This is a genomic window from Kribbella sp. NPDC050281, assembly GCF_040655855.1.
Lineage (GTDB): Bacteria > Actinomycetota > Actinomycetes > Propionibacteriales > Kribbellaceae > Kribbella.
The window spans coordinates 173,784-194,266 of sequence record NZ_JBFAKS010000005.1 but is presented as its reverse complement, the minus strand read 5'-3'; the positions used below and the strand labels follow the sequence as shown (position 1 = coordinate 194,266).

General features: G+C 67.5%; 20 protein-coding genes. 6 read left to right on the top strand and 14 right to left on the bottom strand.

The genetic code is table 11. The annotated features are described in order from the left end of the window. Positions 1 to 14: 14 nt before the first annotated feature. Positions 15 to 2,150 (bottom strand): AAA family ATPase, encoded by a 2,136-nt coding sequence (locus AB0I34_RS08035; protein ID WP_360441332.1) that lies wholly within the window; start codon positions 2,148 to 2,150, stop codon positions 15 to 17. A 196-nt stretch (positions 2,151 to 2,346) separates the two neighbouring features. On the opposite strand from AB0I34_RS08035, the gene AB0I34_RS08030 reads away from it, so the two are divergent. Next, positions 2,347 to 3,762, top strand: coding sequence for an FAD-dependent oxidoreductase (locus AB0I34_RS08030; protein ID WP_360441329.1), 1,416 nt, complete (start codon positions 2,347 to 2,349; stop codon positions 3,760 to 3,762). A gap of 25 nt (positions 3,763 to 3,787) precedes the next feature. After that, positions 3,788 to 4,627, top strand: a complete 840-nt coding sequence (locus AB0I34_RS08025; RefSeq protein ID WP_360441326.1) for an alpha/beta hydrolase — start codon at positions 3,788 to 3,790, stop codon at positions 4,625 to 4,627. Between the two features lie 23 nt (positions 4,628 to 4,650). Here the strand turns inward: AB0I34_RS08025 and AB0I34_RS08020 are convergent, their stop codons facing one another. The 3 genes from AB0I34_RS08020 to AB0I34_RS08010 all read right to left on the bottom strand — a co-directional run bounded on the left by AB0I34_RS08020 (position 4,651) and on the right by AB0I34_RS08010 (position 6,650). Beyond that, positions 4,651 to 4,947 (bottom strand): antibiotic biosynthesis monooxygenase, encoded by a 297-nt coding sequence (locus AB0I34_RS08020; RefSeq protein ID WP_360441323.1) that lies wholly within the window; start codon positions 4,945 to 4,947, stop codon positions 4,651 to 4,653. A 96-nt stretch (positions 4,948 to 5,043) separates the two neighbouring features. After that, the gene (locus AB0I34_RS08015; protein ID WP_360441320.1) at positions 5,044 to 5,688 is read right to left on the bottom strand and encodes a response regulator transcription factor; all 645 of its coding nucleotides are present in this window, start codon (positions 5,686 to 5,688) and stop codon (positions 5,044 to 5,046) included. After that, the gene (locus AB0I34_RS08010) at positions 5,685 to 6,650 is read right to left on the bottom strand and encodes a sensor histidine kinase (protein WP_360441317.1); all 966 of its coding nucleotides are present in this window, start codon (positions 6,648 to 6,650) and stop codon (positions 5,685 to 5,687) included. The genes AB0I34_RS08015 and AB0I34_RS08010 overlap by 4 nt, the downstream gene beginning before the upstream one ends. A 177-nt stretch (positions 6,651 to 6,827) precedes the next feature. Here AB0I34_RS08010 and AB0I34_RS08005 point away from each other — a divergent pair, with 177 nt between their 5' ends. Further along, a complete protein-coding gene (locus AB0I34_RS08005; protein WP_360441315.1) occupies positions 6,828 to 7,391 on the top strand; it encodes a hypothetical protein in 564 nt (187 codons plus the stop codon). Here the strand turns inward: AB0I34_RS08005 and AB0I34_RS08000 are convergent. The 4 genes from AB0I34_RS08000 to AB0I34_RS07985 all read right to left on the bottom strand — a co-directional run bounded on the left by AB0I34_RS08000 (position 7,379) and on the right by AB0I34_RS07985 (position 11,985). Continuing rightward, complete coding sequence (locus AB0I34_RS08000; protein ID WP_360441312.1) at positions 7,379 to 8,665, bottom strand: ArsB/NhaD family transporter; 1,287 nt, start codon at positions 8,663 to 8,665, stop codon at positions 7,379 to 7,381. The genes AB0I34_RS08005 and AB0I34_RS08000 overlap by 13 nt on opposite strands. A 3-nt stretch (positions 8,666 to 8,668) precedes the next feature. Then, entirely contained in the window at positions 8,669 to 9,184 is a 516-nt protein-coding gene (locus tag AB0I34_RS07995) for a CBS domain-containing protein (protein ID WP_360441309.1), read from the bottom strand. 235 nt (positions 9,185 to 9,419) lie between these two features. Continuing rightward, a complete protein-coding gene (locus AB0I34_RS07990) occupies positions 9,420 to 10,526 on the bottom strand; it encodes a hypothetical protein (protein ID WP_360441306.1) in 1,107 nt (368 codons plus the stop codon). Between the two features lie 358 nt (positions 10,527 to 10,884). After that, a complete protein-coding gene (locus AB0I34_RS07985; protein ID WP_360441303.1) occupies positions 10,885 to 11,985 on the bottom strand; it encodes a methyltransferase in 1,101 nt (366 codons plus the stop codon). Between the two features lie 119 nt (positions 11,986 to 12,104). Here AB0I34_RS07985 and AB0I34_RS07980 point away from each other — a divergent pair, with 119 nt between their 5' ends. Beyond that, positions 12,105 to 12,989: a LysR family transcriptional regulator gene (locus AB0I34_RS07980; protein WP_360441300.1), complete on the top strand. Its 885-nt coding sequence runs from the start codon at positions 12,105 to 12,107 to the stop codon at positions 12,987 to 12,989. 28 nt (positions 12,990 to 13,017) lie between these two features. On the opposite strand, the gene AB0I34_RS07975 is transcribed toward AB0I34_RS07980, so the two are convergent. After that, a complete protein-coding gene (locus AB0I34_RS07975; protein WP_360441297.1) occupies positions 13,018 to 13,515 on the bottom strand; it encodes a helix-turn-helix domain-containing protein in 498 nt (165 codons plus the stop codon). Between the two features lie 75 nt (positions 13,516 to 13,590). Between AB0I34_RS07975 and AB0I34_RS07970 the strand changes: the two genes are divergently transcribed. Then, positions 13,591 to 14,187, top strand: coding sequence for a dihydrofolate reductase family protein (locus AB0I34_RS07970; protein WP_360441294.1), 597 nt, complete (start codon positions 13,591 to 13,593; stop codon positions 14,185 to 14,187). Next, positions 14,181 to 15,008 carry an MBL fold metallo-hydrolase gene (locus AB0I34_RS07965; RefSeq protein ID WP_360441291.1) on the top strand — a complete coding sequence of 276 codons (828 nt, stop codon included), beginning with the start codon at positions 14,181 to 14,183 and terminating at the stop codon, positions 15,006 to 15,008. The genes AB0I34_RS07970 and AB0I34_RS07965 overlap by 7 nt, the downstream gene beginning before the upstream one ends. A 45-nt stretch (positions 15,009 to 15,053) precedes the next feature. Here AB0I34_RS07965 and AB0I34_RS07960 read toward each other — a convergent pair whose 3' ends face one another. The 5 genes from AB0I34_RS07960 to AB0I34_RS07940 are packed head-to-tail and all read right to left on the bottom strand — an operon-like array spanning position 15,054 to position 20,478. Further along, positions 15,054 to 16,010, bottom strand: a complete 957-nt coding sequence (locus tag AB0I34_RS07960; RefSeq protein WP_360441288.1) for an ABC transporter ATP-binding protein — start codon at positions 16,008 to 16,010, stop codon at positions 15,054 to 15,056. Continuing rightward, entirely contained in the window at positions 15,994 to 16,986 is a 993-nt protein-coding gene (locus AB0I34_RS07955) for an ABC transporter ATP-binding protein (protein WP_360441285.1), read from the bottom strand. Before AB0I34_RS07955 ends, AB0I34_RS07960 begins: the two co-directional genes overlap by 17 nt. Next, entirely contained in the window at positions 16,983 to 17,879 is an 897-nt protein-coding gene (locus AB0I34_RS07950; protein ID WP_360441282.1) for an ABC transporter permease, read from the bottom strand. The genes AB0I34_RS07955 and AB0I34_RS07950 overlap by 4 nt, the downstream gene beginning before the upstream one ends. Then, the gene (locus tag AB0I34_RS07945; protein ID WP_360441279.1) at positions 17,876 to 18,880 is read right to left on the bottom strand and encodes an ABC transporter permease; all 1,005 of its coding nucleotides are present in this window, start codon (positions 18,878 to 18,880) and stop codon (positions 17,876 to 17,878) included. The genes AB0I34_RS07950 and AB0I34_RS07945 overlap by 4 nt, the downstream gene beginning before the upstream one ends. Continuing rightward, positions 18,877 to 20,478, bottom strand: coding sequence for an ABC transporter substrate-binding protein (locus AB0I34_RS07940; RefSeq protein WP_360441276.1), 1,602 nt, complete (start codon positions 20,476 to 20,478; stop codon positions 18,877 to 18,879). Before AB0I34_RS07940 ends, AB0I34_RS07945 begins: the two co-directional genes overlap by 4 nt. Positions 20,479 to 20,483: the final 5 nt, after the last annotated feature.

Here is a 20,483-nt window from a genome sequence, read left to right as displayed (position 1 = left end):
TTCCGGCCGTCAGCTCAGCGAGGTGGGGGTGGTGGGCCCTGGGGGCCGTGTACTTCTTGGGTCCATAACCGGTCGATGATGCGGTCGATGCCTCGGGCGAGGTGGCGGCGGTAGGTGGTGAAAGGTAGGCCGAGCACCTCGGCGGCCCGTTCCTGCGTGCCGGCGGGCCGTAGGAAAGTACGGTCTATCGCCCGGAAGGGTCTGTCGTCACGGGGGTCGACCCGGAGTGACTCAGCGGCTTCCAGGACGACGGCACGCAGTGTCTCGGCGGAGGAGTCACCGTGGTCGCGGATCAGCCTGGAGCGCAGGAGCGGATTGCCGGCGAGCCGGTCCGGCCGGTGCAGACAGCGCAGGGCGGCGCGCACTGAGTGGGCGAAGTCGGGCTGGGAGAGCACCAGTTCCGGGTCGGCGCCGGTTGGCGGTCCGGCGGGGGCGCCGATCTCGCGGTCGGACATCAGCTCCAGCCAGGCCGCGGGGTCCAGCCGCCGGAAGTCGTGCGCGAACACCGCGTAGTGATGGGTGCCGATGTCGTACTCCGCCTCATGGGCTCGGTGGTAGTCGATGTAGGCGAAGAAGGGCTCCCAGAAGGCTCCGTCCTCGTAACACGCGATGAAGTCCCACGACAGGCGCGGGGTAGTGAGGACGTGCTGGATGTGCCACGCGGTGATCACGTTGTTCGACGCAGACGGCATCTGGTAGGCATCGCGGTCGATGAGGAACCTGGCCGCATGAACGCTCTCGCCTGGTCTCGGCGGGCCGTGCCTCTGCGCGTACTGCCAGATCGCCGCGGCGCCTGGGTCGGCGGCGAGGTCGGACTCGCCGGCTTGATCGAGGGCGATCGCCCCGCCGTACCCGATCGGCTCGCCGGTTCCGGCCCGGATGGGAATGAACCTCGCGGCAGGATGATCCATCCAGTGCCTCACCAGCTCGGCCTGCTCGGCCGTCTGGTACCGCTCGGTCATCGCGAGGATGGGAGCGCGGTCCTCGTCGCGGAGCTCGTCGGGGAACGCGTGACCAAAGGTCTCCCAGTCCCAGAAGCTCCGCATCACCGGGTTGTTGCGGTGCAGGAAGATGATGTCGGCAGCCCACCGGTGCTGTTCCAGTCCCCTGGTACGGCGTGCCTGCTCCACGAGGTGCCGACGTACCCGCCGGTGCAGATCGGCGTACGACGCGCGGTCGCGCCAGCGCAGATCCGCGTCGAGGACATCCCGCGCCACGTCGTGCGGGAACACCCCGTACGGGTCCTCCTCGACGAACGACAGCCCACGCAGCCAGCCGAACAGCTCATGCGTGTCGTCGCCGCCGAGCGCCGTACGCAGTAGGTCCTCCGTGGTGAACCGGGCGTGCGCGCAGGCCTCCAACGCTTCGCGGTGCCGTGGGCTCGGGACCCACTCGACGAAGTGTTCCAGCAGTACCCGCACCACGTCCGGCGTCTCGTGTAGAGACAGGCCCGGCGCGAGGGCACCTCGGTGCTGCTCGACGACATCGGCCAGGAGGGACAGGGCGAGCGGATGCCCGTGCGTCATCTCCAGCACTCGTCCATGCAGGTCCTCGGGCACATCCGCGGCGTGCAGGTAGGCGCGTGCGTCGTCGGGTTGCAAGTTGCGCAGAGCAACTACTTGCAGTAGCTCGCCCCAGCCAGGATCGCTCGCCCAGTGCGGCGAAGGCGGCGTACGCCCGGCCACCACGACCAGCGCGGCCGCGGGAAGCTCCGGCAGGAACTCCTCACGCAGCCAGTTGTCCAGCGGCACCAACTGCTCGTAGGTGTCGATGAAGAGAATCGGGCGACTGTGCGCGGCGAGGCCCTCCAGTGGTGCTGCTCGTTCTGGCAGGCCGAGAGCCGCGCCGAGTGCAGCGTAGAACGCGGGCGGCGACGGCTCGACCGTCCGGGCGTCCAGCCGCACCGCCGTAGCACCCGCCTCCTCGGCGGCCTCGGCGAGAGCACCGAGCAAAGCGGTCTTCCCGATCCCTCCCGGCCCGTGAACGAACAGCACGGTGAAGCCGGACCCGCCCGACGTCAACGCAGTCCGGAACAACTCGAGCTCACCGGTCCGCCCGACGAACCGCCGGCGCCGCGCCTGCCGGAGCCGATCCGCAACAGTGAACGCACCGAGCTGTGCCGTCTGCGTCGCTTTGCCACGGCTCGTCATGCGCCACCCCCTTCGGCACTCCGAGCATTCTCGCGCGCCGCGCCTCAGTCCAACGTGCCCTCCGTCCGGTCAGCGGTCAAGACGGATGGACAGCTCGTACGACGTTCGGACAGTGATTGGACAGCGAATGGTCTGGCAGATGGGCAGCCGACGGCCGCACGCTTCCGGCACTGATACAGCTCCCCGGAGGTGTGAGATGGCGGAAATCCTCGTACTGGGCGCCGGCCTGAACGGCCTGGTCACCGCGATGCTCCTGGCCCAGGACGGCCACAGCGTGACGATCCTGGAACGCGACCAGGCGGCCCCCGGCGACGACGCCGAGAACGTTTGGCAGAGGTGGCAGCGGCCGGGAGTCAACCAGTTCCGTCAGTTGCACTTCATGCTCCCCCGCTGGCGGGCGCTGATGCAGCACGAACTTCAGGCCGTACTCGACCAGGTGATCGCTTTCGGCGGCACCCGCGTGAACGTGTTCGACGAACTGCCACCCGACCTGACCGGCGGCCGGCGCGACGGCGACGACAGATTCGACACTGTGACGGCCCGGCGTCCGATCCTCGAGGCGGCAGCCGCTGCTGTCGCACAAAGAACCCACGGTGTCTCGATCCGCCGCGGCGTCACGGTCACCGGATTGCTCACCGGACGCTCTTTGGTCGGGGCAGCACCACACGTGACCGGTGTCGTGGTCGACGGCGGCGCCGTACTGCGTGCCGAGCTCGTCGTCGACGCGACCGGGCGACGCTCACCGATCGCCGCCATGATCGAGTCCGCCGGAGGCCGCCGCCCGCACGAGGAGCGCGAGGACTCAGGATTCGTGTACTACGCCCGCCATTTCCGTTCGCCCGACGGATCCCGCCCCGCGGCCCTGGGCACACTGCTCCAGCACTTCGACAGCCTGTCGATCCTGACCCTTCCCTGCGACAACGACACCTGGGGCGTCGGGTTCATCACCTCCGCGCGAGACAAGCAGCTGCGCGGACTGCGCGACACCTCCGCGTGGCAGGCGGCGCTGAAGCTCTACCCGACCGCCGCCCACTGGGGCGAGGCCGAACCGATCACCGACGTACAGGTGATCGCCGGCATCGAAGACCGGTACCACCGGTTCGTCGTCGACGGCGAACCGGTCGTGACCGGGCTCGTCGCGGTTGGCGACGCGTGGGCGTGCACCAACCCCTCGCTCGGACGCGGCGCGTCGATCGGGATGCTGCACGCCTGCGCACTCCGCGACCTGCTCCGCGACGTCAGCCCGGACCAGCCGGAGAAACTGGTACGGCGCTTCGACGAGATCACCGAGAGCACGGTCACCCCGCTGTACAGGATGACGCTGGCCTTCGACCGGCACCGGCTGAACGAGATCGCCGCCGATGTCACCGGTCAGACCTACCGCACATCAGACGCCGGCTGGGCGATGACCAAAGCGCTGTACGCGGCCGCACTGCGCGATCCCGACGTACTGCGTGGGTACGCGTCGGTCATGTCGATGCTGAGTACTCCGCAGGAGGTGTTGGCAGCGCCCGGCATGGCCGGCAAGGTCCTGACGCTTGGTGCCAACGCGCCCCAATACCCGACGCCTGGTCCCAATCGCGCGGAACTGCTGTCCGCGATCGTCGGCTGACGACCGAACCAACAAGGAGCTCGCCATGCGCCTGGACGTCAACGGAACAGTCCTCGAGGTAGAGGACAACGGCAACGGTCAACCCGTCCTCCTGCTCCACGGCTGGCCCGACAGCCATCAGGTCTGGCGCCACCAGATCACCGCTCTCGGCGAGGCCGGCTACCGAACCATCGCACCCGACCTCCGCGGATTCGGTCACTCCGACAAACCCGACACCGTCGCCAGCTACGGAATCATCCAGCAGGTCAGCGACCTCATCGGACTCCTCGACCTGCTCGGGGTGCCCCAGGCGAATGTCGTGGGACACGACTGGGGCGGTGCGATTGGCGCAGTGCTCGCGGCCCTGGCCCCCGAACGGGTCGCCAGCCTGACCTGCGTGTCGGTCGGCCACCCGGCGGCGTTCGCCGCCGCAGGCTGGGAACAACGCCAGAAATCGTGGTACATGCTGCTGTTCCAGTTCCCCGGCATCGCCGAACGCTGGCTCGCTGCCGACGACTTCGCCAATCTGCGCAACTGGAGCCGGCACCCAGACATCGACTCCGTCATCACACACCTCCGCGACGCCGCGGCTCTCACCGCGAGTCTCGCTGTGTACCGGGCGATCCTGCCGCCGGAATCGCTGATCCGGCCGCCGACGGAGCTCCCGCGCATTCAGGCACCGACCATGGGGATCTGGAGCACCGAAGATCTCGCTGTCACCGAACAGGCACTGACCGGCACCGCAGCTTTCGTCGACGCCCCGTGGCGGTACGAGCGGATCAACGGCATCGGCCACTGGCCACAACTCGACGCACCCGACCACGTGAACACGTTGCTGCTCGACTTCCTGACCAGGCTCCCCACTGCCACCTCGGCGTACTCCTGATCTACGCCACCCCGGCCGTCGCGCTACTTGACCGCGATGACGTCGATCGTGCGGATGTCCGGGTCGGCGGCCAGCAGATCGGGACCGAACTGGCCGAGGGCGGCCGGGATCTCGCCGTTGAGGTGGGCCTGCCGACCGTCCTCGTCCGCGAACGTGTCGAAGATGCCGAACGTCGTCGGCCCGAGCCGGAACGCGTACCAGGTGACGGTCCCCTCTTCGGCGGCCGCGAGCTCCCGCCCCTTCTCGAGGAACGCGCGCAGTTCCTCTTCCTTGCCCGGCTTGGCCTCCAACGTCGCCAGTAGTCCCCGGTCGATGCTCATGTCCGTGGTCCTCTCCTGAGTTGCCCTCCTTCGACCGTACTGCGCGTCGCCAGTGGCACGCACAGCACGGCGAAACTGAGGCATCTGCCCGGGACGTCATGGCTCGATCAGGCCGGCGCGGATGGCGTAGCGGGTGAGTTCGGTGCGGTCGCGCATGCCCAGTTTCTGGAGGATGTTGGCGCGATGGCGTTCGACGGTCTTGGGGCTGATCGTCAAGACGGCGGCGATCTCCTTGGAGGAGTGGCCTTCGGCGATCAGCTTGACCACCTCGTCCTCGCGCTCGGTCAGCACCTGCCCCGGCACTCGTTCGCCGCGGCGAACTCGCTCGAGGTAGTCGCGGACCAGCGTGCTCACCACGCCGGGATAGAGAAAGGACTCACCCCGAGCGGCCGCGCGGCAGGCGTCGACGAGGTCACGGTCGGCGACCGACTTCAGCACGTAGCCGCAGGCGCCGGCCTTGAGCGCCGCGAAGAAGTACTGCTCGTTGTCGTACATCGACAACATCAGCATCCGCGGCGGCTCCCGCCGGCGTGACAGCTCGCGCGCCGCCTGCAGTCCCGTCATCCGCGGCATCGCCACATCGAGTACCGCCAGATCGATGGGAGTACGGCGGAACGCCTCCACGGCCTCGGCACCGTCGCTTGCCTCGGCCACCACTTGCAGGTCCGGCTCACTGTCGAGGATCAGTCGTACGCCGCGACGTACCAGGGTGTGGTCGTCAGCCAGCAGGATCCGGATCATCGCACCGGCTCCAACGGGACGGTGAGGCGGACCGACGTACCACCGAGCTCTCCCACCCCCACGACCAGTTGCGCGCCGATCAGCAACGCACGCTCCCGCATCCCGTTGATCCCGGTGCCTTCGGCAGCTCCTCCCAGGCCCTGTCCGTCGTCGTCCACCGCGAGGACCACCGCAGACCCCTGGCGCTGCAGAGCGAGCCGCACGGTCCGGGCCTGGGCATGGCGGGCAACGTTCGTCAGCGCCTCCTGTGCTACCCGGTAGACGACCAGTTCTCGTTCCGTGCCGAGATCAGGCAGGCCGGGTGTGGATGTGCGCTGGACCTTCAGTCCATGGGCCGAGAACTCAGTTGCCAGGGCGGCCAGCGCACTGTGCAGGCCGAGATCCTCCAGTACACCTGGCCTGAGGCGTCGGGCCACTCCGCGGACTTCGTCCAACGTCGTGCGCGCCGTCTCCTGGACCTCCAGCAGATCATGCCGAACATCGGCCGGCACTCTCGTCGACAGTTGCCTCAGGCCCAGAAGCACGGCTGTGAGCCCCTGGCCGATCTCGTCGTGCAACTCCCGGGCGATGCGATGCCGCTCCGCCTCCTGCGCTGCCAGAGCCTTCGCGTTGCTTGTCCCGCGCTCGGTCTCGAGGCGCTCGATCATGGCATTGAACCCCCGTACCAGCTGACCGACCGCGCCACTGCCCGACTCCGGTAGCCGACGGCCTGGCCGCTGCAGGTCCACGGTCTCCATCAGCCGGCTCAAGCGGTCCAGCGGCGCGAGACTCGTCCGCAGCAGCGCCGCGTTCAGCACGACGATGCCGACCAAGCCAAGCAGAAGCACCACCGCCTCCGAGACCAGAACCGTCGCGGACACAGTGATCGGCGCCAGGGCCAAGGCCAACGTGCCGACAACGAACACCAGCCCGTTGATCAGGCAAACCCGCCAGTACAACGGCAATCCCGCTCCCGATCTCACCACCCCAGCGTCCCCTACCGCCTCGAACACTGTCCATGAACCGGGGCAGAAGTGGGTGGTAGCACTCATTCCGCGGCGGGCCGTCACCTCGGAGACTGGAGGGGCGGCGGGACGCGACCGGTGAGCCGAGGGGGTCGTCGGCAGGCGTCCTGCCGCACCAGTACTTCGGGAGTTGACATGCCGGCAGCACTCGCACTGTGGACTCCGGCGCCGACCGGGGCCGCGCCTTGGGTCGTGTTCGCCATCCTCCTGTGCGCGGCGGCCATCGCGGGCTCGGCACGACTCGTACCGACGGGACAGTGGCTGGTCGTCGTCCGCTCCGGACGCGTCGTCCGGGTTGCCGCGTCCGGCCTGACCTTCCACATCGTTGGACTGGAGCGCCAGGTCCTCCTCGCGCGCGGTCCCATCCGGATGCCCCTGGTGGTGTGCGGGCGCTCCACAGAGGGCGCGGAGGTCCGGCTCCTCGCCGAGGCCACCTTCCGCATCGTCGATCCAGCGCTCGCCGCGCGAAGCTCGCTGGAGCCTCTGGAGCTCGCGGCGGACGAGGCGGAGCGCACGCTCGGTGGGCTGATCCGTCGGTCCGGCCTGGCGTCGCTGGCCGTCCTTCCGACGTACGATCACGACCTCGAGCAGACCCTGATCACAGTTCGCGGCGTACGGCTGACCACGCTGCGGATCGACCGCATCGATGTCGAGTTGACGGCCTGTGTACTGCGGGCCGCCGGACATCAGGTGAAGTAGCGCAGCCATACGTACACCCAGGCTAGCCCGATACTCAGCGCGGTCACCACGATGCCGTACCGGGTGAACTGCCAGAACGTGATGTGGTGGCCACTGCGGGATGCGATGCCGAGGGCAACCACATTCGCGCTCGCGGCGACCGCCGTACCGTTGCCGCCGAAGTCCGCACCCAGAGCGAACGCCCACCACAGCGACTGTCCGGTGCGGTGATCCGGCGCCTGCTCGACCACTCCTTCGACCACAGGCGTCATCGTGGCGACGTACGGAATGTTGTCGAAGAACGCCCCGAGTACGCCGGAACCGAACAGCAAGGCCGTCGCGGCCATCAGGTAGTTGTCGCCGATTGCCGCCACCGCCCAGTCACCGATCGCTCCGATCACGCCGGTGTTGACCAGGCCCGACACCATGATGAACAAGCCCATGAAGAAGACCAGCGTCGACCACTCGACCTCACGCAGCACCTCAGGCACATCAGACCGGGACACGAGCAACATCGCGCCGGCGCCGAGCAAGGCCACCAGCGACGGCTCGAGGTGAAGCACCGAATGCAGAGCGAACCCGACGATCATGACCGCCAGCACTGCCAGGCATCGCACCAGCAACCCCGCGTCGCGGATCGCACGCCGCTCCTGCAGCGCCATCACCGCGGCGACCTGCTCCGGGTTGTACCGGAAGCTCTTGCGGAACAGGAATCTCGTCAGTACGACGAACAGTGCGAACACGATCACCACGATCGGCGTCATGTGCACCACGAAGTCGTTGAACGACAACCCCGCCCGGCTTCCGATGATGATGTTCGGCGGATCACCGATCAGCGTCGCCGCGCCACCGATGTTCGAGGCAAGCACCTCGGCGATCAGGTAGGGCTGCGGCGGGATCCGCAGTCGTTCACACACCACAATGGTGACCGGGGCAACCAACATGATCGTGGTCACGTTGTCCAGGAACGGCGACGCGACCGCGGTGATGATCATCAGCAGGACCATCAGCCGGTACGGCTCGCCCCGCGATCGCTTCGCCGCCCAGATCCCCAGATAGTCGAAGACGCCGGTCTGCTTGATGATGCCGATCACGATCATCATTCCGAGCAGCAGGAAGATGACGTTCCAGTCGATCCCCTCATGCTCGGAGAAGAACACCTCCGTACCCGGCGCCAGCCCGAGCAACAGCATGCCGGCCGCACCGATCAGGACGACCCGTACTTTGTTCGCCTTCTCCGTCGCGATGTAGAAGAACGCCAAGCCGAAGATCCCCAGCGCGACGAGAGGCCTCACGACTCATCCCGACGACTGGTCACCGAGCCCGGTCACCGCCAGACTCGTCAGCAACCGTTCCAACGTGATCACACCGGTCAGGACTCCGTCGCTGCCGACCACTGCGACCAACGGGCTGCGGGCACGCGCCATCAATGCCGCAATCTCCAGCAGGGTCGCCTCCGCGGTCACCATCGCCGGCCTGGCCGGCGTTCCTGGCAAGCAGTCACCAACCGTCAGACCACCGAGTTCACGCCAGAACGCATCCGCCGACGACTCGTCGACAGTCCGCACCAGCATCGGATCATCCTGAAACGCCGCGGGAATGCTCAACCTCAGCACCTGGGATCCAGGCAGAACCGCCAGCGGCCGCCCACCGACGTCCACGACAACCAGACCCGGCATCCGCCCGACCGCCATCAACCGCACGGCCTTCACCACAGGATCGAACACCGTGACAGTGGGCAGACCAACGGCTATGTCCGCGGCGCGCATCGCTGCGCCTCGCCCGATCTGACCGAACGCCTCGACACTGTTCACCCTGACCTCCCTGGCCGCCGCCTCTTCCTCGGCGACCGCTCTGGCAAATCAGTCTCGTCGCGACAGCACCCCCCAACCATGGGGTCCCGACCCCAACTTTGGTTGTTACGCGGCCCCTGGAACGGTCGTATGACTGCTCAGCGTCAGCCAAGGCCGCCATCTAGAAGTCGGACTACGAGCTCAGCTCCACCGCGCTGCTCAACACAGCCTTCTCAGTGAGCGCGCCGGATCCACTTCAGTGGGTCAGGCGACGTGACTGCGGTGTGAGGACGAGCTCGTCCGGACTCCGCTGCTCGACCTGGAGTAGCTTGCGGTCCCCGGCGTACCGCAGCGTCGCGCGGACCTCGTCCTCGCCGGCCAACGTTCGGTCGGCTAGCGACGCCACCGTCTGCTGGGTGCCGCCCCACAACGCCACCGACACAAGGTCCGCGGCATACGCGGTGAACTGCCGGACCGCCTGGGACGCCTCCAAGAAGGTGACCACGTCGCCCGGAAGCCGCAGTACGTCCTGAGCCATCGGCTTATCGTCGATGGCGACATACCGCATCCCGTCGAAGGTCAGGATGCGCAGCGCCACGTACAGGGGCAGCAGATCGCCCCTCGTTCCCAACGTCCCGATGCCGACCTGGCGCGCGATGTCAGCCACACTGGGCCATCCCGGACGGGTCTGGCTACTGCGCAATGGCTGATCGAGCCAGTTCGGGCCGCGGTAGTGAGCCGCGCCCCAGGTATTGATTTCGTCAACCGACATGCCGTCGGCCCGGCCGGCCCATTCCACGACGTTGGCGACCTCGATCTCCTGGAATCCGAGCAGCGACGTCCACCCTGGGTCGGGCACAGCCACCGGTGGCCGCCTGCGCCGGAACCACTGCGGCGGCTCGACCGCGTCGACGTGCCAGAAGTCCAGTTGCCAAAGATCAGTCGGCTGGAGATCGTCCTCGTCGTCAGGCAACTCGCTCGGAGGCAGCAGGCGGTGCGCCACTCGGACCCGGTACATCCCGGGCTCGCGGAGTCGCAGATGCTCATCGCCGCCGGGCGTCGTCAGGCTGCTCAGCTCGACGACACCGCGCAAACTCTCGTACGGCACCTCAACCACGTCCGACCACGCGTCAAGATCCTCATCATCGGGCCGTGCCTCAAGCGCCTGCAGGTGTACGACGCACGGCCCGTCCCCACCCGAGGCGTACAGCCACCCGCGCCCCGACCGGGCCATCGTGCCAACCGGATGCGCGCCGTTGTCCGACAGTTCGTCGTCGCCGATACCAGCTCCAGCGTCACGCACAACGAGAATGCCGTCTTCCGGCGAATAGTTGCCCGCTTCATGCCTCCCCAGAACATCCATCCCCGAACCGTAGTCCAGGACCGTACTTCGCGGCTGACCGAGCGGTGGCTCGAAGGCTGCGAGATCGACACCATCGCCGTTGGTGAAATCCGTGCGTCAGGTTGGACGGCCCGACAGCAACCTGTTCGGCTCCCGCCACGTACCCGCAACCACTAGTTGGCTTCCGAACGCCACGTCTATCCCATTGCACTACCGTCAGCGAAGCTTTGACCACGCTAAGAATACAACCCACACAGGGACGAGACCGTGGAACGTGGTCAAGGCCCATCCGGTCTCCGACCGGCAGGCGCTGAGTCTCAAGCGTGTGGCTAAGGTGCATGTCCTGCTCGGACAGCTTCGAAGTGTTCGGTCGATGCGGTTACGGTTTGTGGGCGAGGACTGCGCCGTTGGCGCCGGGGGCGTCGAAGGACACCGTGTGGACGTCGACGAAGCCGGTGGTGTGCAGCCATTGCTCGTACTCCGCCGCGGTGTAGTTGCGACCAACCGTTTCCACCAACATGTTCAGGCTCATCAAGGCGGCGGCCGGTGGCCCGGTCTTCTCGTCGTTGACCAGCAACTCGCTGATCACGATCCGACCGCCGGAAGGCAAGGCCGCAAAGCACTTGCGCAAGATCGCCAGGTCCTGCTGTGGCGTCCAGTCGTGCATGATCATCGACAGCAGTACGACGTCATGGCCTGCTGGGAGTTCGGGATCGGCGAGGAAGTCGCCCGGGGTGACCGCGATGCGGTCCTCGTAGCCTGCTGCCACGAGCTTCGTCGAGGCGATCTCGCAGACCGGCGGCAGATCGAACACCGTTGCCCGCAGATTGGGGAAGCGCCGGCACAGCTCGATGTCGTAGGCCCCGGAGCCGCCGCCGATGTCGAGCAGGGCGGTGGAGGCAGACAGGTCGACGTGTGCGCCGAGTTCGCGCGCGGTGAACGTCGACAGCGAATGCATCGCCTCCCAGAACACGGCCAGCAACTGGGGGTCCTCGCCGACGAACAAGTGCTCCTGCTCGTCGGGGTTCCAGCTCGTCGGCCGATTGGTTCGCACCGCCTCGGTCAGTCTGCCCCACGCCGGGTAGAGCCTGCGGTCGAGCATCTGCACCCAGCCGCCGAAGTCGAAAGCCTTGCCGGGGACGAGGAACTCGTCAGCCAGCGCGCTGTTGACGTAGCGCCCGTCCCGGCGCTCGAGCAACCCGATGGACGCGCACGCCGTCACCAGCAACTCAACCGGCCGCTGGGCGACGCCGAGCAGCTCGGCGAGTTCGTCGATGGTGTGACCGTCGGTGTCGGCCAAACGGGCGAAGAGGTCCAGCTCGTGTGCGGTCGCGAGCGCCTTGAATGACCAGAAGCCGATGGAGAGCTGCATCAGCGGCAGAGGCGAGACCGTGGGGAGGTCGTGGTCGGCAGCGCGCGGCTCGACGGCCGCGTTCGTCCCGGTCGAAGTGGCCGGAGCCTGATCACGGGTGTTGCGCATGAATTCTCCTGCCACGTCGTACGAAGCTCGGACTCCTTCACCCTCGTCGGAGCCGCTCTGTCGATCAACGCGAACCTGTGCAACGCTCGTGAAGTGTGCCTTAACGAAGGAGATCGGGAATGCTGGAGCGCTACGAGCTGGAGACGTTCCTGACGCTCGCCGAGGAGCTTCATTTCGGTCGAACCGCCGAGCGGATGCACGTTTCCACAGCCCGGGTCAGCCAGACGATCAAGGGACTGGAACGTCGCGTCGGCGCGCCGCTGTTCAACCGCACCAGTCGCCGCGTGGAGTTGACCCCCATCGGGCGGAGGCTGTCCGAGGACCTGCGGCCGGCGCGGGAGATGATCGTGGCCGGGTTCGAACGGGCACTTCAGTCGGCCCGCGGCATCACAGGCACCCTGCGCGTCGGCTTCGTCGGTGCGGCCGGAGGTCAACTGCTCTTTGAGGCCGCCGAGCTGCTGCACGCTCGCGAACCCGGCTGCGAGGTCCTGGTTCGCGAGGTGCAGCTCGACGAGGCTGTACCGAGGCTGCTCGACGGCGAGGTGGAGGTGCTGCTGACCTGCTTCCTCAGCGAGCGGGACGACCTCGTCACGGGGCCCGCGCTCGTGACCGAGGCACGGATGCTCGCCGTACCGTCCGGACACCCCTTTGCCGATCGGCGGTCCGTCTCGGTCGAGGACCTCGCCGGGGTCACCGTACTGCGGACGCCCGATGATCTCCCCAGCTCCCATGCGCCGGGCCAGACCCCGGCCGAACCGCCAATGGAATCCGGTCCGGCGGCCGGGTCGTTCCAGGAGATCCTGACCCTCGTCGGTGCCGGCCGGGGAGTCTTCCCGATCGGCGCCCACGCCAGGCGCTACTACCTGCGCCCGGATGTCGCCTACGTCCCCTTCCCAGATGCACCGCCGGTGCACTGGCGTCTGATGTGGCGTACGGACGGTGCCACCGCCCGAGTCCACGCCTTCGCCGCGGCCGCACACGATCTAGTGAGCCCTGCTGCATGACCACGGTTGATGAGTTTGTTCGGGGTCCTCAGTCGGCGTGTTGCTGGTCGGCGGCTGCGGCGTAGGCGGCGTCGAGGCGCGCGAGGGGGCCTGGACCGTCGTGCGGTTTCGGCGGGGCGCCGAGGTGGCGGGTGCGGAGTTCGTCCATGAGTTCCTCGATGAACGCCGGACCCTCGTCGCGCATGAGTTGCTGCCGGCTGCGGAGCTCGGCGGTGCCGGGGCGCCAGTCGAGGCCCCAGTTGCCGAGAGCGTAGATGATCGGGAGCGTCTGGATGCCGGCTTCCGTGAGGCTGTACTGAGCGCGCTGTCCCCGCGCGGCCGTGCCGCGCTTGAGGATCCCTGCTTCGACGAGCCGCACCAGGCGGTCGGCGAGGATGTTCGAGGCGATGCCCTCGATCGATCCGGTGAGCAGCGCCCGGAAGTAGCGGCGGTCGCCGAAGATGACGTCGCGCAGTACGAGCAACGACCAGCGATCTCCAAGCACCTCGACGGCGGCGTTGATCGGACACCCGGACCGTGGTTCCACGACTCCTCCTTGACAGCTGTTTGCATCCTAATATAGTGATTGCAGAACGCAAGCACTATTCGGAAGAGGGGGATCATGGGCCGCTTCGTGTATTCGATGAACGTGTCCCTCGACCTGCGGATCGAGCAAGTCCCTGGGGACGACGGCGCGGGCGACTGGCTGCGCATCGACGAGGAACTGCACCGCGCGTTCAACGCGCACGCTCAGGCCCTCGCGCTGATGGTCCACGGCCGGGTCATCTACGAGACGATGGAGGAGTACTGGCCACGGGGACGCGAGGACGCGTCGCTGCCGGACTTCATGCGTGAGTTCGCCGAGATCTGGACCGCCAAGCCCAAGGTGCTCGTCTCTCGCACCCGCGACAGCGCCGATCACAACACCCGGATCATCGGCGGAGACGACGCGATCGAGCAGCTTGCCGTGCTCCGGGCCGAGACCGACGGCATCATCGGGGTCGGCGGCGCGGCGCTCGCGACGCAGCTGCTCCGGGCAGGGTTGCTTGATGAGCTGCTGCTCGCCACCCATCCCGCGATCCTCGGCTTCGGCCGGCCGCTGTTCGACGACTACGACCTGCCGATCGACCTCGAGCTGCTCGAGCAGCGATCGTTCAAGCAGGGCGTCACGATGCACCGCTACGCGATCCGCGACGTCAAGGAGGCCGGCCCATGCTGACGCAGGTTGCGGACGGTGTGCAGGTCCACCAGAGCGAGTTGATCCAGAACAACGCCGTTGTCGTGCACGGCACGGCCGGCGTGCTGCTCATCGACCCCGGAATAACAGGCGCCGAAATGGCCTGTCTCGCGGACGACCTCCGCGCAGACGGCCGGCCCGTTGTGGCAGGCTTCGCGACGCATCCTGATTGGGATCACGTGCTCTGGTACGCCGAGTTCGGCGATGCGCCCAGGTACGGCACGGCCCGCTGCGCGGCGGCTCTGCAGGATCTGCAGTCGAACGCGGATTGGAAGGCCCGCGTCGCCGAGGGGCTGCCGCCGGAGGTCGCCGACGAGATCCCGCTGGACCTGTTCGGCCTCATCACCGGTCTGCCCGCCGGAACGACCCACCTTCCTTGGGATGGCCCGAAGGTCACGGTTATCGAGCATCAGGGACATGCCCCGGGCCATGCGGCACTACTGATCGAGGAACGCGGAGTGCTCGTCGCCGGCGACATGCTTTCCGACGTCCTGGTTCCGATGCTCGACCTGTATGGCACCGCCGCTGACCCGCTCGAGGACTACCTCGCCGCGTTGCGGCTGTTCGCGGGCGTCGCTGACGACGTCACTGTCGTCGTCCCGGGCCATGGGGCCGTCGGCGGAGCGGATGAGCTGCGCGCACGGATCGACCAGGATCGGGCCTACGTGCAGGCCTTGCGTGACGGCCAGGACCCCAGCGACCCGCGAGTCGGCCCATCGGCCAAGCCGGGCTGGGAATGGGTCAGCGACGTACACACAGGGCAACTCCACCGCCTCGCCGAAAGAAGCGGGCGCAACAGCTAGCCCCGGTCGGCTCGCGGGGGTGACTCGGCTGGATCGCGGAGCGGATCAATCGTTGAGCCAGCAGCGCGACCAATGCCCGTTGACGGTGGTGGTCGTGGGCGGCGGCTGCTCGGTGCACACCGGCATCGCATGCGGGCAGCGGGCCGCGAACGGACAGCCGGCGAGCTCCTGCTCCCGATCGAGCGGCTCGCCCGATGCATCGACGATCGGCAGGGTACGGCGTTCACTGTCACGGTCCGGATCCGGCGAGGACTCCAGCAGCAGCTGCGTGTACGGATGCCGCGGCCGTTGCGTCACTTCCTCCGCCGGACCGCCCTCGACCATCCGGGCCGCGTAGATCACGGTGATCTCGTCGGCGAAGTACCGCGCACTCGCGATGTCGTGCGTGATGTACAGCATCGCCAGCCCGTCCCGAGCGCACAGGTCCGCGAACAACCGCAGTACGTCGAGACGGATCGACACGTCCAGCATCGACACCGGCTCGTCGCCGATCAGCACCACCGGGTCGGCCGCCAGCGCCCGCGCGATCGCGACTCGTTGCCGTTGGCCACCAGACAGCTCGTGCGGGTACTTGTCGATGTACTGCTCCCCCGGCGTCAGATTCACCCGCTCGAGCAGCCCGATGATCCGCTCGGTCAGATCACCGTCCGTGCCGAAGTTCCGCAGCGGCCGGCTGAGGATGTAGCGCACGCGGTGCAACTGGTTCAGGGAGGCGAACGGGTCCTGCATGATCAGCTGCACCTGACCGAAGTGCGCCTGCCGATCCGCCCGTCGGCGCGTACTGACCTCCTTGCCGGCCAGGCGGATCGTGCCCGCGGTCGGCTCGTCCCCGAGCGTGAGGATCCGGGCCAGCGTGCTCTTGCCCGAACCACTCTCACCAACGAGCGCGACCACCTTCCCGGTCTCCAGCGTCAACGATGCCGAGTCGACCGCGGTGAACCACTGCCCGTGCCGCCGTCCGTGCAGCGGCATCCGCTTCGTGACGTCAACGGCCTCCAGCATGGCGCACCTCCTGAAGGTCGAGCAGCAGACAGGCTGCCTGCGTATGGTCACGTTCGATCAGGGCCGGCGAGGTCTCCCGGCAGTCGTCGACGCGTTGTGGGCAACGGGGTTCGAAGGCGCACCCGGCCGGCAGCTGCCGCAGGTCGGGCGGGGCGCCGCCGATCCCGCGCAGTTCGCGACGCGGTCCGTGCAGCGACGGAAACGAGTCCCGCAATCCCTGGGTGTACGGGTGTTTCGGGTCGCGGTAGATGTCGGCCGCCGGCGCGATCTCGACCGCGCGTCCGGCGTACATCACCATGATCCGGTCGGCGAGCTCGACGAGCAGGGACAGGTCGTGGGTGACGAACAGGACCGAGAAGCCGAAGCTGTCCTGCAGTTGCTTGAGGTTGTCGAGGATCTGGCGCTGCATCACCACGTCGACAGCCGTGGTCGGCTCGTCCATCACGACCAGGTCCGGCTCACAGGCGAGTGACAACGCGATCGCGGCCCGCTGCCGCATTCCGCCGGAGAGCTCGTGCGGGTAGCCGCGCACCCGGTCGCGTGGAATGCCGACAAGGTCGAGCAGGTCCGCGGCCCGGTCCCACGCCGCAGCGCGTTTCATCGACCGGTGCGCCCGGATCGCGTCGGCGAACTGCGTGCCGATCCGCATCACCGGATTCAGCGAGCTCATCGCGCTCTGGAACACCACGGCGACTCGCTCCCAGCGCAGGTCGCGCAGCTGCTGCGGAGAGCAGCCGACGAGCTCGGCCGGCGGACCGTCCGACGGCCGATACGTCACCGTGCCGCCGGCGATCCGGGCCGGCGGGCGTTGCAACCGGGTGATCGCGGTCATCAGCGTCGTCTTCCCGCTGCCGCTCTCGCCGAGTACGCCGAAGATCTCGCCACGATCGACGTCGAACGACACCCGGTCGACCGCCCGCACCGCCTGATCCGTCCCGTACTCGACGACCAGGTCACGGACTTCGAGCAGCGTCATGCCGCCACCACCTTCCGCCGCTTGGGACGCGCAGAGGCCCGCACAGTACGGCGACGTGGATCCGACAACTCGTCGATGCCGAAGTTCACCAGGCCCGCCGCCGCACCGACCAGGGCGATGCCGAGGCCCGGCGGCAGGAACCACCACCAGGCGCCGCCCTGCAACGCCCCTTGCGACTGCGCCCAGTAGAGCATCGTGCCCCAGCTGACCGTGTTCGTGTTTCCGGCACCGATGAAGTCCAGCCCCGCCTCCGCCGCGATCGAGCCGACGACCGCGAACAGGAACGTCGACGCGATCACGGGAGCCAGATGCGGCACGACCTCCATGAACAGCACGCGGGACTGCTTGTCACCGCTGTACCGGGCCGCCGCTACGAAGTCGCGATGGCGCAGCGACAGCGTCTGCGCTCGTTTCACCCGAGCACCACCGGCCCAACTGGTCAGACCGATGATCAGCGCAACCGCCGGCCACCCACCACGACCCCTGGTGTAGCTGGCGATCAGGAGCAGCAACGGCAGACCCGGGATGACCAGGAAGATGTTGACGAACCCCGTCAGCGCGGCACCCGCCTTCCCCGAGTGGTACCCGCTGACCAGCCCGAACAGTACGGCGAGGAACGTCGAGATCGTCCCACCGATCAGGCCGACGAACACCGAGACCCGCGTCCCGGTGATGAACTGCGCGAACACGTCCACGCCGGACGACGTCGTACCCAGCCAGTGCGCTCCCGACGGGCCGGCCAGCGGCGGACCCGCGTGCAGTTTGGTCGGCGACTGACCGAGCACCGAACTGACGAAGACCGGTCCGAGGACCGCGACCAGCAGCATCACCACGAGCACCGTCAGGCCGACGGTCACCTTCCGGTCACCAACTGAGACCAGTCGTCGGATCACGACACCTCCCGGGTGCGCGGGTCGATCAGCACGTACAGCGAGTCGACCACGAAGTTCGCCGCCAGCACGGTCAGCGAGATGATCAGGAACAGTCCCTGCATCAGCGGATAGTCGACGTTCACGATCGCCTGGTTGAGCAGGCTGCCGAGACCGGGATAGTTGAACACCATCTCGGTGAGCAGCGACCCGCCGACCACCATCCCGATCGACACCGCGAAGCCACTGATGCTCGGCAGTACGGCGTTCCGCGCGGCGTACGAGAACACCACCCGGTGCCCTGGCAGGCCCTTCGCCTGCGCCAGTAACACGTAGTCCTCGTTCACCACCGAGGCCATCATGTTGCGCATGTGGATCATCCAGCCGCTCACCGACGTCAGCACGATGGTTGCGGCCGGCAACATCGCGTGCCGGACCGCACTGTTCAGGAAGTCCGGCGTGAACCCGGGCACCAGCCCGATGTCGGCGCCGCCGGACAGCGGGAACCAGCCGAGCGTGAACGAGAACAGGTACGCGAGGATCAGCGCCACCCAGAAGTACGGCAGCGAGTGCAGGAAGATCGACGTCAGGCTGCCGACCGAGTCGACCGCCCGGCCTGGCCGCCAGCCTGCCACGATGCCGAGGCCGGTGCCGAGCACGAACGCGATCACGGTCGCGCTACCGACCAGCAGCAACGTCCACAGGAAGCCCGACTTCACCACGGCCGAGACGGTCGCAGGGTAGAACGAGATCGACCGGCCGAAGTCCAGATGGATGATCCCGTTCAGATAACTGACGTACTCGTGCCACCAGGACTGCCCGCGCGCGCCGCCGAACAGCCGGTGCACCAACTCCTCCTGCTGCTCCGACACCGGCCCGAGCTCGGACATCTTGAACAGGATCGCCGACGCCGGATCACCCGGCATCAACCGCGGCAGGACGAAGTTGATCGTGACGGCGGACCAGGCGGCCAGCAGATAGAACCCGATCCGCTGCACGAACGGCGTACCCAGAACTCGGGTCATGCCGGCTTCAGCGAGAGGAACAGCTTGGACGCGAACACCCCGCTGATCGCCCCTGGATCCGGCGTCGTGTACGGATCGTCGGCACTCGGCCAGCCGGTCCAGTGCTCGGTGTTGTACATGTACGGCGTACCCTTCACCGCCACCGGGATCACCGGCAGCTGGGTCAGCATGATCTGCTGCAACGGTTTGGACGCGGCCAACTGTGCATCCGGCGCGGCCTGGGCCAGCGCTCCCAGCGCGGTCTCGGTGGCTGGGTCGTTCCAGCCGACCACGTTGGTCTTCGACTTCACCGACAGCATCCGGTCGTAGAACGTGTACGGGTTCGTACCGAACGTGAACGCGTCACCGTAGATCGCGTCGAAGTCACGCTTGTCCTCGTCACCGGTGTACGCGGCCGACGGTACGCCGTTCACCGCGGCATCGATGCCCAGCGCGGCGAGCTGACCGGCCAGCTCCTGCGAGTACGCCATCCCGTCCGCGAACGCGCTGACAGTGAGGATCCGCAGCGCCAACTGCTTGCCGTCGGCACCGATCAGCTTGCCGCCCTGCTGCTCGTACCCGGCCTGTGCGAACTCGGCCAGCGCGGCCGCCTTGTCCGGCTTCACCGGGTCGCGGTCGGCAGGCGCGATCCAGGACGACCAATTGCCCTGGTAGAGACCTGTCGGACCCACCGGCTGGTAGACACCCGGGTTGTACGCGTCGGTGACCGCCTGCCGGTCGATCGCCAGCGCGAGGCCCTTGCGGACGTGCACGTTGTCGAACGGCTTGCGCGTCAGGTTCAGCATCAGCGGCTTCATGCTCGCGTAGATCGGCCAGAGGTGGTTCTGCGCGGGGTCGCGCTGCACGAACTGGTTCTTCACGTCGGGGATTCCCGCGTACGCCAGATCGACCTCGTGCCGGACCAACTGCTGGGTCAGCAGGTTGGTGCTACTGGTGGTCACGTAGGTGATCTGCGGCACCGGGACCTTCTGCTTCCAGTAGTCCGAGCGCGCTGTGAACGTCGCCTGCTGCCCGGTCACCTGGCCGAGCGAATACGGACCACTGCCCATCGGCTGCAGGTTCGTGTCGGTATCCGGGTCCTTGCCCGCCCACACCTTCTTCGGAACGATCACGGTCCGGCCCAGATCCTGGATCGCGGCGTACTCCGGCTTGCTGAACGTCAGGTGCACGCCGTCGGCGGTCTTGGTCACCGTGTCGACCGGCAGCGCGAGCAATTGGTGCTGCTTCAGGTAGTCGAAGGTGAAGATCACGTCGTCCGCGGTCAGCGCGCTGCCGTCGGACCACTTCGCCCGATTGTCCAGGCTGAGGTCGATCGCCTTCCCATCGGCGGACCAGGTGTATTTCGTGACCAGACTCGGCATGAACTCGTTCTGGTGTGCGGTGTTGAAGTCGAACAGCTGCTCGTAGATCAGCCCGATGGTGCCGCGCAACGCGTTCACCGAGAACGGGTTGAAGTTCGGCTGCAGGGTCGGCTGCGAGTACGCCGCGACGGTCAACGGTGGCGTACTTCCGGCCGCGCCGGCCGCAGAACCGCCTCCCGAACAGGCCGTCAGCCCGGACAGCGCGGCCAGACCGGCCACGACCGCTGTCAGTTTCATCCTGG

Excerpts from the sequence above, each read along its gene's own strand:
- AB0I34_RS08035 (WP_360441332.1), bottom strand. The coding sequence starts at position 2,150 with ATGACGAGCCGTGGCAAAGCGACGCAGACGGCACAGCTCGGTGCGTTC.
- AB0I34_RS08030 (WP_360441329.1), top strand. The coding sequence starts at position 2,347 with ATGGCGGAAATCCTCGTACTGGGCGCCGGCCTGAACGGCCTGGTCACC.
- AB0I34_RS08025 (WP_360441326.1), top strand. The coding sequence starts at position 3,788 with ATGCGCCTGGACGTCAACGGAACAGTCCTCGAGGTAGAGGACAACGGC.
- AB0I34_RS08020 (WP_360441323.1), bottom strand. The coding sequence starts at position 4,947 with ATGAGCATCGACCGGGGACTACTGGCGACGTTGGAGGCCAAGCCGGGC.
- AB0I34_RS08015 (WP_360441320.1), bottom strand. The coding sequence starts at position 5,688 with ATGATCCGGATCCTGCTGGCTGACGACCACACCCTGGTACGTCGCGGC.
- AB0I34_RS08005 (WP_360441315.1), top strand. The coding sequence starts at position 6,828 with ATGCCGGCAGCACTCGCACTGTGGACTCCGGCGCCGACCGGGGCCGCG.
- AB0I34_RS07990 (WP_360441306.1), bottom strand. The coding sequence starts at position 10,526 with ATGGATGTTCTGGGGAGGCATGAAGCGGGCAACTATTCGCCGGAAGAC.
- AB0I34_RS07985 (WP_360441303.1), bottom strand. The coding sequence starts at position 11,985 with ATGCGCAACACCCGTGATCAGGCTCCGGCCACTTCGACCGGGACGAAC.
- AB0I34_RS07980 (WP_360441300.1), top strand. The coding sequence starts at position 12,105 with ATGCTGGAGCGCTACGAGCTGGAGACGTTCCTGACGCTCGCCGAGGAG.
- AB0I34_RS07970 (WP_360441294.1), top strand. The coding sequence starts at position 13,591 with ATGGGCCGCTTCGTGTATTCGATGAACGTGTCCCTCGACCTGCGGATC.
- AB0I34_RS07965 (WP_360441291.1), top strand. The coding sequence starts at position 14,181 with ATGCTGACGCAGGTTGCGGACGGTGTGCAGGTCCACCAGAGCGAGTTG.
- AB0I34_RS07960 (WP_360441288.1), bottom strand. The coding sequence starts at position 16,010 with ATGCTGGAGGCCGTTGACGTCACGAAGCGGATGCCGCTGCACGGACGG.
- AB0I34_RS07955 (WP_360441285.1), bottom strand. The coding sequence starts at position 16,986 with ATGACGCTGCTCGAAGTCCGTGACCTGGTCGTCGAGTACGGGACGGAT.
- AB0I34_RS07945 (WP_360441279.1), bottom strand. The coding sequence starts at position 18,880 with ATGACCCGAGTTCTGGGTACGCCGTTCGTGCAGCGGATCGGGTTCTAT.
- AB0I34_RS07940 (WP_360441276.1), bottom strand. The coding sequence starts at position 20,478 with ATGAAACTGACAGCGGTCGTGGCCGGTCTGGCCGCGCTGTCCGGGCTG.